Source organism: Pseudomonas imperatae (assembly GCF_057128625.1).
The window spans coordinates 1-15,054 of the sequence record NZ_JBSKHP010000050.1 but is presented as its reverse complement, the minus strand read 5'-3'; the positions used below and the strand labels follow the sequence as shown (position 1 = coordinate 15,054).

Annotated in this window: 11 protein-coding genes; 1 reads left to right on the top strand and 10 read right to left on the bottom strand. The window is 61.1% G+C overall.

The window, feature by feature from the left end; translation table 11 throughout:
• Nucleotides 1-191: 191 nt before the first annotated feature.
• The 10 genes from brnQ to sdhC all read right to left on the bottom strand — a co-directional run bounded on the left by brnQ (nucleotide 192) and on the right by sdhC (nucleotide 13,201).
• Nucleotides 192-1,505: a branched-chain amino acid transport system II carrier protein gene (gene brnQ, locus ACWKWX_RS32180; RefSeq protein ID WP_416423277.1), complete on the bottom strand. Its 1,314-nt coding sequence runs from the start codon at nucleotides 1,503-1,505 to the stop codon at nucleotides 192-194.
• Nucleotides 1,506-1,827: 322 nt separating this feature from the next.
• Nucleotides 1,828-2,715, bottom strand: a complete 888-nt coding sequence (sucD, locus tag ACWKWX_RS32175; RefSeq protein ID WP_158155878.1) for a succinate--CoA ligase subunit alpha — start codon at nucleotides 2,713-2,715, stop codon at nucleotides 1,828-1,830.
• Nucleotides 2,715-3,881, bottom strand: a complete 1,167-nt coding sequence (sucC, locus tag ACWKWX_RS32170) for an ADP-forming succinate--CoA ligase subunit beta (protein ID WP_416427566.1) — start codon at nucleotides 3,879-3,881, stop codon at nucleotides 2,715-2,717. Before sucC ends, sucD begins: the two co-directional genes overlap by 1 nt.
• Before the next feature lie 202 nt (nucleotides 3,882-4,083).
• Nucleotides 4,084-5,520 carry a dihydrolipoyl dehydrogenase gene (gene lpdA, locus ACWKWX_RS32165; protein ID WP_416423276.1) on the bottom strand — a complete coding sequence of 479 codons (1,437 nt, stop codon included), beginning with the start codon at nucleotides 5,518-5,520 and terminating at the stop codon, nucleotides 4,084-4,086.
• A gap of 102 nt (nucleotides 5,521-5,622) precedes the next feature.
• Nucleotides 5,623-6,843: a 2-oxoglutarate dehydrogenase complex dihydrolipoyllysine-residue succinyltransferase gene (odhB, locus tag ACWKWX_RS32160; protein WP_483829883.1), complete on the bottom strand. Its 1,221-nt coding sequence runs from the start codon at nucleotides 6,841-6,843 to the stop codon at nucleotides 5,623-5,625.
• A 42-nt stretch (nucleotides 6,844-6,885) separates the two neighbouring features.
• The gene (locus tag ACWKWX_RS32155) at nucleotides 6,886-9,717 is read right to left on the bottom strand and encodes a 2-oxoglutarate dehydrogenase E1 component (protein WP_473005930.1); all 2,832 of its coding nucleotides are present in this window, start codon (nucleotides 9,715-9,717) and stop codon (nucleotides 6,886-6,888) included.
• A gap of 255 nt (nucleotides 9,718-9,972) precedes the next feature.
• A complete protein-coding gene (locus ACWKWX_RS32150) occupies nucleotides 9,973-10,677 on the bottom strand; it encodes a succinate dehydrogenase iron-sulfur subunit (RefSeq protein ID WP_473005929.1) in 705 nt (234 codons plus the stop codon).
• An 11-nt stretch (nucleotides 10,678-10,688) separates the two neighbouring features.
• On the bottom strand, nucleotides 10,689-12,461 hold the full coding sequence (sdhA, locus tag ACWKWX_RS32145; protein WP_416423272.1) for a succinate dehydrogenase flavoprotein subunit: 1,773 nt from the start codon (nucleotides 12,459-12,461) through the stop codon (nucleotides 10,689-10,691).
• Between the two features lie 3 nt (nucleotides 12,462-12,464).
• The gene (gene sdhD / locus ACWKWX_RS32140; RefSeq protein WP_416423271.1) at nucleotides 12,465-12,833 is read right to left on the bottom strand and encodes a succinate dehydrogenase, hydrophobic membrane anchor protein; all 369 of its coding nucleotides are present in this window, start codon (nucleotides 12,831-12,833) and stop codon (nucleotides 12,465-12,467) included.
• A complete protein-coding gene (sdhC, locus tag ACWKWX_RS32135) occupies nucleotides 12,827-13,201 on the bottom strand; it encodes a succinate dehydrogenase, cytochrome b556 subunit (RefSeq protein WP_008372071.1) in 375 nt (124 codons plus the stop codon). Before sdhC ends, sdhD begins: the two co-directional genes overlap by 7 nt.
• A 363-nt stretch (nucleotides 13,202-13,564) precedes the next feature.
• Here sdhC and gltA point away from each other — a divergent pair, with 363 nt between their 5' ends.
• Nucleotides 13,565-14,854, top strand: a complete 1,290-nt coding sequence (gene gltA / locus ACWKWX_RS32130; protein WP_416423270.1) for a citrate synthase — start codon at nucleotides 13,565-13,567, stop codon at nucleotides 14,852-14,854.
• Nucleotides 14,855-15,054 lie beyond the last annotated feature (200 nt).

The window sequence follows — 15,054 nt, the reverse complement described above, 5'->3', positions numbered from 1 at the left end:
CCAAGGCCGGCTCCTACCACGTACGGCGTAGGAGCCGACTTTAGTCGCGATGCAGACGACGCCGTTTCAAGACAGTTGCTGCTACGGGGCTTTTCGGCCAGGCATAAAAAATGCCCTGCATCCGTCGATGCAGGGCATTTCGATATTGCCTGGGCGGCTTGTGGCCGCCGGCAAAGGTTTGCTACCGGGTGTCAGGCAACCGCTTCGCGGGCTTTGCCCATCACGCGGTCGTAGGCCACGGCAGCCACCAGGGTGACCACCGAAGGCACCAGCCACGCCAGGCCCTGGTCGCTCAGCGGCAGGTTGGCCAGGGAGGCCGGCAGCCATTCGGTGAAACCGGCGCCCTTGAGGGCATCAACCAGGCCGAACAGCAGCGACACACCCATCACCGGCGCGAACACGCGAGTCGGCGAGCTGAAGAACTCCTTGCAGAAGCTCAACGCCACCAGCGCGATGCACGGCGGGTAGATGGCAGTCAGCACCGGGATCGAGAAGGCAATCAGCTTGGTCAGGCCCAGGTTCGACACCAGCAGCGAGAAGCCGGCCAGCAGCACCACCAGGGTCTTGTACGACAGCGGCAGGCACTTGCTGAAGTACTCGGCACAGGCGCAGGTCAGGCCCACGGCAGTCACCAGGCACGCCAGGGAGATCAGCACGGCAAGGAAACCGCTGCCCAGGGAGCCGAAGGTGTGCTGCACGTAGGCGTGCAGGACCATGGCGCCGTTGGTGGCGTCGGCCGCGATGATGTGGCTGCCTTCACCCAGGCGGAACAGGCTGACGTACACCAGCGCCAGGCCGACACCGGCGATCAGGCCGGCGATGATGGCGTAGCGGGTGATCAGCTTCGGCGACTCGACGCCGCGCGAGCGGATGGCGTTGACGATGACGATGCCGAAGACCAGGGCACCCAGGGTGTCCATGGTCAGGTAGCCGTTGATGAAGCCATTGGAGAACGGCGCGGCCTGGTAGGCCGGTTGCGCGTCACCCACGGGGCCGGCAGGCAGCATGAACGCGGCAATGCCGAGCGCGGCCAGGGCGATGATTTTCAGCGGTGCCAGGAAGCGGCCCACGGTATCGAGCAGCTTGCCAGGGTACATCGACACCGCCAGCACCACGATGAAGTACACCAGGCTGTAGCAGAACAGCGCGGTCGGGCTGTCGCCGGTCAGGGGCGCCAGGCCCACTTCGAACGACACGGTGGCCGTACGTGGGGTGGCGAACAGCGGGCCCACGGCCAGGTACGCGACAGCCGCCAGCAGGCCGCCGGCGACCTTGCCGATGGGGCTGCTGAGCGCGTCCATGCCGCCGCCGACTTTCGCCAGGGCGACCACGGTCACCACGGGCAGGCCCACGGCGGTGATCAGGAAGCCGAAGGCCGCCATCCACGCGTGAGGGCCGGCCTGCAGGCCGACGATCGGTGGGAAGATGATGTTGCCAGCACCTACGAACAACGCGAACGTCATGAAACCAAGTGCCAGGATGTCCTGGCCTTTCAACACTTTCATTAAGGAATCCACACTACTGAATCGGAATTTAGAGAGGGATCTCCCATGGGTCAGGGAAATGCGGCCAGGCTGGATAAGCCAAGGCCCTTACAGCGTGCGGCTACCCCTTTTGGGGGCAAATCGCAGAGATGGCGGCTAGCGTATCGGATTCGGGCGATAAACGCACTGTTATTGCACGTACTGTCCGATGAACGCGCGGTAATGTCGCACGGGGGACATTTTTTGCCGATTTCGTCAGGCGAAACGTTTCACCTTTCCACCTCCGAAAACGACAAAGGCCACCCGAAGGTGGCCTTTGTTGGCTCAGCTAATCAACGAAGGCTCAGGCCTTCTTGATTTCCCAGCCAGTCAGCTCGGCCAGGGCCTTGCCGATGTCAGCCAGCGAACGCACGGTTTTCACGCCAGCGTCTTGCAGGGCAGCGAACTTCTCGTCTGCAGTGCCCTTGCCGCCGGAGATGATTGCGCCTGCGTGGCCCATGCGCTTGCCTGGAGGGGCAGTCACACCAGCGATGTAGGACACGACCGGCTTGGTCACGTTGGCCTTGATGTAGGCAGCCGCTTCTTCTTCAGCCGAACCGCCGATCTCGCCGATCATCACGATCGCCTCGGTCTTCGGGTCTTCCTGGAACAGCTTCAGGATGTCGATGAAGTTGGAGCCCGGGATCGGGTCACCGCCGATGCCGACGCAGGTCGACTGGCCGAAGCCGGCGTCGGTGGTCTGCTTCACGGCTTCGTAGGTCAGGGTGCCGGAACGCGACACGATGCCTACCTTGCCTGGCAAGTGGATGTGACCTGGCATGATGCCGATCTTGCACTCGCCCGGAGTGATGACGCCTGGGCAGTTCGGGCCGATCAGGGTAACACCCAGCTCGTCGCACTTGACCTTGGCATCCAGCATGTCCAGGGTAGGAATGCCTTCGGTGATGCAGATGATCAGCTTGATGCCGCCGAACGCCGCTTCAAGGATGGAGTCCTTGCAGAACGGAGCCGGTACGTAGATCACGCTGGCGGTGGCGCCGGTGGCTTTTACAGCCTCGGCAACGGTGTTGAACACTGGCAGGTTCAGGTGGGTGGTACCACCCTTGCCTGGGGTCACGCCGCCAACCATCTTGGTGCCGTAGGCGATGGCTTGTTCGGAGTGGAAAGTACCCTGCGAGCCGGTGAAGCCCTGGCAGATGACTTTGGTATCTTTATTGATCAGGACGCTCATTACTTGCCCTCCGCAGCTTTAACGACTTGTTGAGCAGCGTCGGTCAGGCTGGTGGCAGCGATGATGTTCAGACCGCTTTCTGCCAGTACTTTGGCGCCCAGGTCAGCGTTGTTGCCTTCAAGGCGCACAACGACCGGGATTTTCACGCCGACTTCTTTCACGGCGCCGATGATGCCTTCGGCAATCATGTCGCAGCGAACGATGCCGCCGAAGATGTTGACCAGTACTGCGGCGACGTTGGAGTCGGACAGGATGATCTTGAACGCTTCGGTCACGCGCTCTTTGGTAGCGCCGCCGCCCACGTCCAGGAAGTTGGCAGGCTTGCCGCCGTGCAGGTTGACGATGTCCATGGTACCCATGGCCAGGCCGGCACCGTTGACCATGCAGCCGATGTTGCCTTCCAGTGCCACGTAGTTCAGTTCGAACTTGGCAGCGTGGGCTTCACGGGCGTCGTCTTGCGACGGGTCATGGAACGTCTTCAGCTTAGGCTGACGGTACATGGCGTTGGCGTCGATGTTGATCTTGGCATCGAGGCAGTGCAGGTCGCCGTCGGCCTTGATCACCAGCGGGTTGACTTCCAGCAGGGCCAGGTCGTGGTCCTGGAACAGCTTGGCCAGGCCAACGAAGATCTTGGCGAACTGGGCAACCTGCTTGCCTTCCAGACCCAGCTGGAACGCCAGGTCACGACCCTGGAACGGCTGTGCGCCGACCAGTGGGTCGATGGTAGCTTTCAGAATCTTTTCAGGAGTGTCGTGAGCGATCTTCTCGATGTCCACGCCACCTTCGGTGGAAGCCATGAACACGATACGACGGCTGGAGCGGTCGACTACTGCGCCCAGATACAGCTCTTTGGCGATATCGGTGCAGGATTCAACCAGGATCTTGGTAACAGGCTGGCCATTGGCGTCAGTCTGGTAAGTCACCAGGCGCTTGCCCAGCCACTGCTGTGCGAAGGCCTTGGCGTCTTCTTTGCTGCGAACCAGCTTTACGCCGCCCGCTTTACCGCGACCACCCGCGTGGACCTGAGCCTTGACGACCCATTCAGTCCCGCCGATTTTTTCGCAAGCTGCTGCAGCTTCTTCCGGGGTGTCTACCGCGTAACCCTTGGATACTGGCAGGCCGTATTCAGCGAACAGCTGCTTACCCTGATACTCGTGAAGATTCATGCTTATTACCGTCTTCGTTAGGTACTGCGCTTCGGCGCTGCGCTCTCTGTGGAGTGCCGCGCCACCTGTGACTGCTGCTCGCAGGCTTTCAAGGATGCGTGGTCCCTGTTGGCCTGCGGGGTGAGTCCGACGAACTTTCCGCGGTGAGTCGTGCACGCAAGACTCACGACGGGCGGCCCGTCGTGGTTTCTTATTGTTTCACTTAACGCTTTTTACGGTTGGCAACGTGGATGGCACCGCCATTCACGGCCAGCGCTGCTTCATGCAGTGCTTCGGACAGGGTCGGGTGGGAGAAAACCATCATCCCGAGGTCTTCGGCGCTAGTGCCGAATTCCATGCCGATCGCGCCCTGCTGAACCAGTTCTGCGGCGCTTGGGCCAATTACATGGACACCCAGCACGCGGTCAGTCTTGGCATCAGCGATAACTTTTACAAAACCGCCGGTATCGTTTGCTGCCATGGCACGGCCACTGGCGGCGAACGGGAAGGTGCCCACGTTAACTTCAACGCCTTCAGCCTTCAAGGCCTGTTCGGTTTTACCGACCCATGCAATTTCCGGGTGGGTGTAGATAACCGATGGGATCAGGTCGTAGTTCATCTGGGTCTTGTGACCCTTGATGCGCTCGACGACCATGATGCCCTCTTCCGAGGCCTTGTGGGCCAGCATCATGCCACGTACCACGTCACCGATGGCGTAGACGCCAGGCACGCTGGTGGTGCAGTGATCGTCGACGAAGATGAAGCCACGCTCGTCGATGTTCACGCCGCTGTCGGCGGCCAGCAGGTCGGTGGTCACTGGGCGACGGCCCACGGCAACGATCAGCTTGTCGAAGGTGATGTTCTGTTCGCCGTTGGCGTCGGTGTAGGTGACCACGACTTCTTCGCCATTGACCTTGGAGCCGGTGACGCGTGCGCCCAGCTTGATGTCCAGGCCTTGCTTGGTCAGGGTCTTGTAGGCTTCTTTCGAGACGGCGGTGTCAGCGGCCATCAGGAAGGTGTCCAGGGCTTCCAGCACGGTCACCTGGGCACCCAGGCGCGACCATACCGAACCCAGCTCCAGGCCGATGACGCCGGCGCCGATCACGCCCAGGCGTTTTGGCACGGCCTGGAATTCCAGGGCGCCGGTGGAGTCGACGATGACCTTGTTGTCGACCGGAGCCGGCGGAATGTCGATCGGACGCGAACCGGAGGCCAGGATGACGTTCTCGGCTTCGATGACTTCGGTGGTGCCGTCAGGCTTGGTGACTTCGACTTTCTTGCCAGCCAGCAGCTTGCCGTGGCCCTGGATCGAAGTGACGCCGTTGGCCTTGAACAGGGTGGCAACGCCGGAGGTCAGGCCCTTGACGATGTTGGCCTTGCGGCCGACCATCGCTGGCACGTCCATGGTCACGCCGCTGTGGCTGATACCGTGGATGGCGAAACCGTCCTGGGCTTCGTGGAATTTCCAGGAGCTGTCCAGCAGCGCCTTGGAAGGAATGCAGCCGACGTTCAGGCAGGTACCGCCCAGGGCCAGTTTGCCTTCCTTGTCGGTGTACTTCTCGATGCAGGCAGTCGAAAGACCGAGCTGTGCTGCCTTGATGGCGGCCACGTAGCCGCCAGGGCCCGCACCAATCACTACCACGTCGAATTTCTGAGTCATAAATAGCTTCCTATTAGCTTCAAGCTTCAAGCCGCAAGCTGCAGGCCAGAGCCCCGCCGCGGACGGCTTGAGGCTCGTAGCTTACAGCTTTCGGCTGCTTTGTCAGATGTCCAGCAGCAGACGAGCCGGATCTTCGAGCAGGTTCTTGATGGTCACCAGGAAGGTAACGGCTTCTTTACCGTCGATCAGGCGGTGATCGTAGGACAGCGCCAGGTACATCATCGGACGGATCACGACCTGACCGTTGACGGCCATCGGGCGCTGGATGATGTTGTGCATGCCCAGGATAGCGGCCTGTGGCGGGTTGACGATCGGGGTCGACATCATCGAACCGAAGGTACCGCCGTTGGTGATGGTGAAGGTACCACCAGTCATTTCTTCCATCGACAGCTTGCCGTCGCGCGCCTTCTTGCCGAAGGTGGCGATGCCGCCTTCGATTTCGGCCAGGCTCATCAGCTCGGCGTTACGCAGTACTGGCACGACCAGGCCGCGGTCGCTGGACACGGCAACGCCGACGTCAGCGTAGCCGTGGTAGACGATGTCGGCGCCGTCGATCGAGGCGTTGACCGCAGGGAAGCGCTTCAGCGCTTCGGTGGCAGCCTTGACGAAGAACGACATGAAGCCCAGGCGCACGCCGTTGTGGGACTTCTCGAACAGGTCCTTGTACTTCGAACGCAGGGCCATGACTTCGGTCATGTCGACTTCGTTGAAAGTGGTCAGCATGGCCATGTTCGACTGGGCTTCGACCAGGCGCTCGGCAACCTTGGCGCGCAGGCGGGTCATCGGCACGCGTTTTTCAACGCGGTCACCGGCGGCCAACACAGGAGCGGCGGCAGCGGCGGCAGGCTTGGCAGCAGGCGCAGCGGCAGGTGCGGACTTCTTGGCTTCGATGGCAGCAACCACGTCTTCCTTGGTCACGCGGCCGTCCTTGCCAGTGCCCTTGATGCTGCTCAGGGCAATGCCGTTTTCTTCGGCCAGCTTGCGCGCAGCCGGCGCGCCGATGGCGTCTTCGTCGCCAGCGGCGGCAGCAGCAGGTGCAGCAGCGGCAGCGGCAGGCGCGGCAGCTGGAGCGGCGGCAGCGGCGCCGCCTTCAACGATGGAGCCCAGGACTTCGTCGGACAGGACGGTTTCGCCCTCGCCCTTGACGATGGCGCCCAGGACGCCGTCAGCGGTGGCGAGTACTTCCAGCACTACTTTGTCGGTCTCGATGTCGACAATCAGCTCGTCGCGCTTGACGGCTTCGCCCGGTTGCTTGTGCCAGGTGGCAACGGTGCCATCGGCAACCGATTCCGGGAAAGTAGGGGCTTTGATCTCGATAGCCATTATCAGTGGTTCCTTAAATTCGGTTTCTTGTGCGCGATGGCATCAAACGGTGAATGCGTCTTGCAGCAGTTTTTCCTGCTGCTCGGCGTGCATCGAAGCGTAACCACAGGCTGGCGCGGCCGAAGCATCGCGACCGGCGTATTCCAGGACCAGGCCCTTCTTGTGGTTGTTGAAGCTGCGACGCATGTGGTGCTGGCTGCTGTACCAGGCGCCCTGGTTCATCGGCTCTTCCTGGCACCACACCACGTTCTCGAGGTTGGTGTACGGGGCGAGCGTCTCCATCAGGTCGTCTTCAGGGAACGGGTACAGTTGCTCCAGACGCACGATCGCGATGTCATCACGGCCTTCGGCACGACGTTTTTCCAGCAGGTCGTAGTAGACCTTGCCGCTGCACAGCACCAGGCGCTTGACCTTGGCTGGCTCGATGGCGTCGACTTCCGGGATAACGGTCTGGAAGGAGCCTTCGGCCAGGTCTTCCAGGGTCGAGACCGCCAGCTTGTGACGCAGCAGCGACTTCGGCGTCAGGACCACCAGCGGCTTGCGCAGCGGACGGATGACCTGGCGACGCAGCAGGTGGTAGATCTGTGCAGGGGTCGTCGGCACGCACACCTGGATGTTGTGCTCGGCGCACAGCTGCAGGTAACGCTCCAGACGCGCGGAGGAGTGCTCCGGGCCCTGCCCTTCATAACCGTGTGGCAGCAGCATGGTCAGACCGCACAGGCGACCCCACTTGTGCTCGCCGCTGGTGATGAACTGGTCGATCACTACCTGGGCACCGTTGGCGAAGTCACCGAACTGGGCTTCCCAGATCACCAGCGCGTTAGGCATGGTGGTGGAGTAGCCGTATTCGAACGCCAGTACCGCTTCTTCGGACAGGAACGAATCGTACAGGTCGAAACGTGGCTGGCCGGCGTACAGGTTCTGCAGAGGGATATAGGTGGAAGCATCCTTCTGGTTGTGCAGGACCGCGTGACGGTGCGAGAACGTGCCGCGACCGATGTCCTGGCCGGTCATGCGCACCGGGTGGCCTTCGAAGGCCAGGGTGGCGTAGGCCATGGTTTCGGCGTAGCCCCAGTTGATCGGCAAGCCACCGGCCTGCATCTTCTGGCGGTCTTCGTAGATCTTCGCGACCTGGCGCTGCACCACGAAGCCTTCCGGAATTTCCAGCAGCTTGGCGGACAGTTCCTGCAGGGTCTTGAGGTCGAAGCGGGTGTCGTGGCGCGCAGTCCAGGCGTGGCCCAGGTACGGGCGCCAGTCCACGAACAGTTCCTTGTTCGGTTCCTTGACCAGGCTTTTCACCACGTGCAGGCCGTTGTCCAGCGCGTTGCGGTACTCGTCCACCTGGGCCTGCACGGCGTCGGCGTTGAGGCTGCCGCCCTGGATCAGGCGCTCGGCGTACAGTTCGCGAGTGGTGCGCTGCTTGGCGATCTGCTGGTACATCAGCGGCTGGGTGCCGCTTGGCTCATCGGCCTCGTTGTGGCCGCGACGGCGGTAGCACACCAGGTCGATGACGATGTCGCGCTTGAACTGCATGCGGTAGTCGACGGCCAGCTGGGTGACGAACAGCACCGCTTCCGGGTCATCGCCGTTCACGTGCAGGATCGGCGCCTGGATCATCTTGGCAACGTCGGTGGCGTACTCGGTGGAACGCGAGTCGCGCGGGTTGCTGATGGTGAAACCGACCTGGTTGTTGATCACGATGTGCACGGTGCCGCCGGTCTTGAAACCGCGGGTCTGCGACATCTGGAAGGTTTCCATGACCACGCCCTGGCCTGCGAACGCAGCGTCACCGTGGATGGAAATCGGCAGCACCTTGTCGCCGACCGCGTCGTTGCGGCGGTCCTGGCGGGCGCGCACGGAACCCTCGACCACTGGCGATACGATCTCCAGGTGGGACGGGTTGAACGCCATGGCCAGGTGCACTTCGCCGCCCGGGGTCATCACGTTGGACGAGAAGCCCTGGTGGTACTTCACGTCACCGGAGCCCAGCTCGACCTTCTTCTTGCCTTCGAACTCGTCGAACAGCTCGCGCGGGTTCTTGCCGAAGGTGTTCACCAGCACGTTCAGGCGGCCACGGTGGGCCATGCCGATGACCACTTCCTTGGTGCCGTAGGAACCGGAACGCTGGATCATCTCGTCGAGCATCGGAATCAGGCTCTCGCCGCCTTCCAGACCGAAGCGCTTGGTGCCCGGGTACTTGGTGCCCAGGTACTTCTCCAGGCCCTCTGCCGCGGTCACGCGCTCGAGCACGTGGCCCTTCACGTCAGCGGAGAACACCGGACGGCCGCGCACGCTTTCCAGACGCTGCTGGAACCACTGGCGTTGCTCGGAATCGACGATGTGAGTGAACTCCGAACCGATGGTGCGACAATATGTCTGCTGCAACGCTTCGAGAATTTCACGTAGGCTCGCTTCCTCCTTGCCGATGAACAGGTCGCCGGCACGGAAGGTTGTATCGAGATCGGCATTGGTCATGCCGTAATGATTGATTGACAGGTCTGCCGGTGCAGGTCGCTGCCACAGCCCCAGCGGGTCCAGCTGGGCCGCCTGATGGCCGCGCATGCGGTAGGCCTGGATCAATCGCAGCACTTCAACTTGCTTCTTCTCGTGCTCGCTGCTCACGCTTCCGGCGGAAACCGGTTGGGCGCGGCGCTGGTTTTTGGCCAGCAGCACGAAATGATCGCGAATCGTCGAGTGCGAAACATCGGTAGCTGCGCCGCCATCGGCAGGCAGCTTCTGGAAGTAGGTGCGCCACTCTTCTGGCACAGCGTTAGGGTCGTGCAGGTAGAGTTCGTAGAGCTCTTCCACATAGGCAGCGTTACCACCGGAAAGGTAGGCACTGCTCCACATGCGCTGCATCACGCTTTCTTGCATGCTTGGTCACCCTCGTTTGGGGACTCCACCGGCGTTGACGCCACAGCAAGCTTGAATAAGTCCGAGTGCAGCGACTACAACAAGCCACCGAGAAATCACGCAAGTAGTCCGGGTACCAGCCCGGATGCCCCTGCTGGTCTCATTGCTTCAAAATTAAAAGCGAAGGCCTTGTGGGCCGCGCTCTGGTTGTTACCAGGGTACGGGCTGAAGAAGACCCGCACCCTGGCGCTTTACGTTACAGCAGGTGTATCAGTATCAAACGCCGCTTTGCAGCAGCATGTTACGTACGTGGCCGATCGCCTTGGTAGGGTTCAGACCCTTGGGGCAAACGTTCACGCAGTTCATGATGCCCCGGCAGCGGAACACGCTGAACGGGTCATCCAGGGACGCCAGACGCTCTGTGGTCTTGGTGTCACGGCTGTCAGCCAGGAAACGGTAGGCTTGCAGCAGCGCAGCAGGGCCCAGGAACTTGTCCGGGTTCCACCAGAAGGACGGGCAGGAAGTCGAGCAGCAAGCGCACAGGATGCACTCGTACAGACCGTCCAGCTTCTCGCGCTCTTCCGGCGACTGCAGACGCTCGATGGCCGGGGCCGGCGTGTCGTTCTGCAGGAAAGGCTTCACCTTCTCGTACTGCTTGTAGAAGATGCTCATATCGACGACCAGGTCACGGATTACCGGCAAGCCTGGCAGTGGACGGATGACCAACTTGTTACCTTTTACGACAGCGGACAGCGGCGTGATGCACGCCAGGCCGTTCTTGCCGTTGATGTTCATGCCGTCGGAGCCGCAAACGCCCTCACGGCAGGAGCGACGGTACGAGAAACCCTCGTCCTGCTCCTTGATCAACGCCAGCACGTCCAGGACCATCAGGTCCTTGCCGCCGGTGTCGACCTGGAAGGTCTGCATGGACGGCGCGGTATCCACGTCGGGGTTGTAGCGGTAAACACTGACTTGCAACATGGCGGCCACCCTTAGTAAGTCCGGACTTTAGGTTCGAAAGTCGGAACGGTTTTCGGCGAGAAGTTGACAGCACGCTTGGCAACGCGCTTCTCACCCGGGAAGTACAGGGTGTGGCACAGCCAGTTTTCATCGTCGCGGTCTTCGTAGTCTTCACGGGCGTGGGCGCCGCGGGACTCTTTGCGATGCTCTGCGGCGATCGCGGTGGCTTCGGCCACTTCCAGCAGGTTCTGCAGCTCAAGGGCTTCGATTCGAGCGGTGTTGAAACCTTGGCTCTTGTCGTTGATCTTGACGTTGGCGATACGCTCGCGCAGGGTCGCCAGCTGGGCGATGCCCTTCTGCATGTATTCGCCGGTACGGAACACGCCGAAGTAGTTCTGCATGCACTGCTGCAGCTCTTTGCGCAGGGTAGCGACGTCTTCGCCGGTGGTACGGGTGTTCAGGCCGTTCAGGCGAGCCAGGGCCACTTCGATGTCGGTGTCGCTGGCGCGGCTGTATTCCACGCCTTCGCTCAGGGCCTGCTCCAGGTGCAGGCCGGCGGCGCGGCCGAATACCACCAGGTCGAGCAGCGAGTTGCCGCCCAGGCGGTTGGCACCGTGTACCGATACGCACGCCACTTCACCCACTGCGAACAGGCCAGGGATGATGGTGTCGTTGCCTTCGGCGTCCTGGGTGATGGCCTGGCCATGAATGTTGGTGGCGATGCCGCCCATCATGTAGTGGCAGGTTGGAACCACAGGAACTGGCGCGACGACCGGGTCAACGTGGGCGAAGGTCTTCGACAGTTCGCAGATGCCAGGCAGGCGGCTGTGCAGCACTTCCTCGCCCAGGTGGTCGAGCTTCAGCATCACGTGGTCGCCGTCAGGACCGCAACCGTTGCCGGCGATGATTTCTTTAACCATCGAGCGGGCAACCACGTCACGACCAGCCAGGTCCTTCGCGTTCGGCGCATAACGCTCCATGAAACGCTCGCCGTGCTTGTTGATCAGGTAACCACCTTCACCACGGCAACCTTCGGTAACCAGTACACCGGCGCCGGCGATGCCGGTCGGGTGGAACTGCCACATCTCGATGTCCTGCACCGGCACGCCGGCACGCAGGGCCATGCCCACGCCGTCGCCGGTGTTGATCAGGGCGTTGGTGGTGGACGAGTAGATACGGCCGGCACCGCCGGTAGCCAGTACGGTCGCGTCGGCGCGGATGTACGAGGTTTCACCGGTTTCGATGCAGATGGCGATCACGCCGACGAACTGGCCGTCGGAGTTCTTCACCAGGTCAACGGCGTAGTATTCGTTCAGGAATACGGTACCGGCCTTCAGGTTGGCCTGGTACAGGGTGTGCAGCAGCGCGTGGCCGGTACGGTCAGCAGCGGCGCAGGTACGGGCGGCCTGGCCACCTTTACCGAAGTCCTTGGACTGGCCACCAAACGGACGCTGGTAGATGCGGCCCTGCTCGGTACGAGAGAACGGCAGGCCCATGTGTTCCAGTTCGAACACGGCTTCCGGACCTACGGAACACATGTATTCGATAGCGTCCTGGTCACCGATGTAGTCGGAACCCTTGACGGTATCGTACATGTGCCAGCGCCAGTCATCGTTCGGGTCGGCCGAGGCGATAGCGCAGGTGATGCCACCCTGGGCAGATACAGTGTGCGAACGGGTCGGGAACACCTTGGTGACCACGGCAGTCTTGTGACCGCCCTGTGCCAGTTGCAGCGCAGCGCGCATGCCGGCGCCACCACCACCGATGATGATGGCGTCGAAAGTCATTGAATTGATGCTAGCCATGAATCAGATACCCCAAAGAATCTGCACACCCCAGACGAAGTACGCGAACATTGCTACGCCGCATACTGCCTGGAACAGGAAACGCACTGCCGTCGCCGCCTTGCCCAGCGCCATTGGCGTCAGGTAGTCGGTGGCGATGGTCCACATGCCGACCCAGGCGTGAGCACTGAGGGCCACCAGCGCCAACAGACTGAAGATGCGCATGGCGTTGTGGGAGAACAGCGCATGCCATTGGTCGAAACCAATGCCCGGATGCGCAACGAGGTATCCGATCAGGAAAATGAAATAAGCCGCGAGGACAACCGCCGACACACGCTGTGCCATCCAGTCGTAGAGGCCCGAACGCGAAAGATTCGTAACGCTGGTTACCATATCCAAACTCCTGCCAGAACGATCAGCACCACGGAAACGGCGATGATGATTTTGGAGCCACGGCGACCGCCTTCCAGCGTCTCACCAATACCGGCATCCATGATCAGATGGCGCACACCGGCCACCAGGTGATACAGCAGGGAGGACAAAAGACCCCATGCAACGAACTTGGCCAGGGGGCTGGTCAAGGTGTCCTTCACGGACGCGAAGCCTTCTTCCGAACCCAGGGATTTGCCCAATGCATAAAGCATGAAGCCGATACCCAGGAACAGGATGATGCCCGATACGCGATGAAGGAACGACGTTACGCCGGTTATGGGGAGTTTGATGGTCCTTAGGTCTAGGTTTACAGGTCGTTGGCTATTCACGGCTTTTTTTCACACTGAAGAGCCCCTAGCAAGCAGGGCAAGTTGTCGGGAAGTGTACTGGTCAGGTACCCACCACCCAGGGAGTGACGACGCCAGCGGAAACGGGCTGAAAAGCCCCTGACGGTCGGCTGCCGAGTATAGACAGTTAGGATACTAATGACAACGCGCCGACCTACCCGAAAGGGCGGATTGCGCTATATGAAAAAAAGGCGTAAATGGCAGGGATCAGCAATGAAAAAACGCGCTAAAAGCCTTGTACAGCCTGACTTTAAGCAAATTGACATTCGGATTTATCTCACTATAGTGGTGCGGGCCCTGCGTGGGGGGTCTGTCTGATGATTTCAAGCATTAATAGGAGGCCACATGGCTGACAAAAAAGCGCAGTTGATCATCGAGGGCGCAGCCCCCGTCGAGCTGCCCATTTTAACCGGCACCGTTGGTCCCGATGTTATCGACGTGCGAAGCCTGACTTCCACGGGCCGCTTCACTTTCGACCCAGGTTTCATGTCGACCGCCTCGTGCGAATCGAAGATCACCTACATCGATGGTGACAACGGCATCCTGCTGCACCGGGGCTACCCGATCGAGCAGCTGGCCGAGAAATCCGACTACCTGGAAACCTGCTACCTGCTGCTCAACGGCGAACTGCCGACGGCAGAGCAGAAGGCCCAGTTCGTCAGCACCGTGAAGAACCACACCATGGTGCACGAGCAGTTGAAGACCTTCTTCAACGGCTTCCGCCGCGACGCCCACCCGATGGCCGTGATGTGCGGCGTGGTTGGCGCCCTGTCGGCGTTCTACCATGACTCGCTGGACATCAATAACCCGCAGCACCGCGAAATTTCCGCCGTGCGCCTGGTCGCCAAGATGCCGACCCTGGCAGCGATGGTGTACAAGTACTCCATGGGCCAACCCATGATGTACCCGCGCAACGACCTGACGTACGCGGAAAACTTCCTGCACATGATGTTCAACACCCCGTGCGAGATCAAACCGATCAGTCCAATCCTGGCCAAGGCCATGGACCGCATCTTCATCCTGCACGCCGACCACGAACAGAACGCCTCGACGTCCACCGTGCGTCTGGCAGGCTCGTCGGGTGCCAACCCGTTCGCCTGTATCGCCGCCGGCATCGCCGCACTGTGGGGCCCTGCCCACGGCGGTGCGAACGAAGCCGTGCTGACCATGCTCGATGAAATCGGCGATGTGTCCAACATCGACAAGTTCATCGCCAAGGCCAAGGACAAGAACGATCCGTTCAAGCTCATGGGCTTCGGTCACCGCGTCTACAAGAACCGCGACCCGCGCGCCACCGTGATGAAGCAGACCTGCGACGAAGTCTTGAAAGAGCTGGGCATCAAGAACGACCCGCAGCTGGAACTGGCCATGCGCCTGGAAGAGATCGCCCTTACCGATCCTTACTTCATCGAGCGCTCGCTGTACCCGAACGTCGACTTCTACTCGGGGATCATCCTCAAGGCGATCGGCATTCCAACCAGCATGTTCACCGTGATCTTCGCCCTGGCACGTACCGTGGGCTGGATCTCGCACTGGAAGGAAATGCTCTCCAGCCCGTACAAGATCGGCCGCCCGCGCCAGCTGTACACCGGCTACGATTCGCGCGACGTGAGCAAACTGGAAGACCGCAAGTAAGTTTTCCAGCTGCAAAAAAAAGGCTGCCCTCGGGCAGCCTTTTTTATTTCCATCCGCTGATCCTGATCCGACCCGCGACCTGGCTTGTGATCTGGCTGTTGATCTGGCTGTTGATCTGGCTTGTGATCTTGATTGTATGCCCCGTAAAGCGCCAGGGCCGACTGGAGGCGTCGATCAACGGGCTGCCCGAAGGGCCGAGG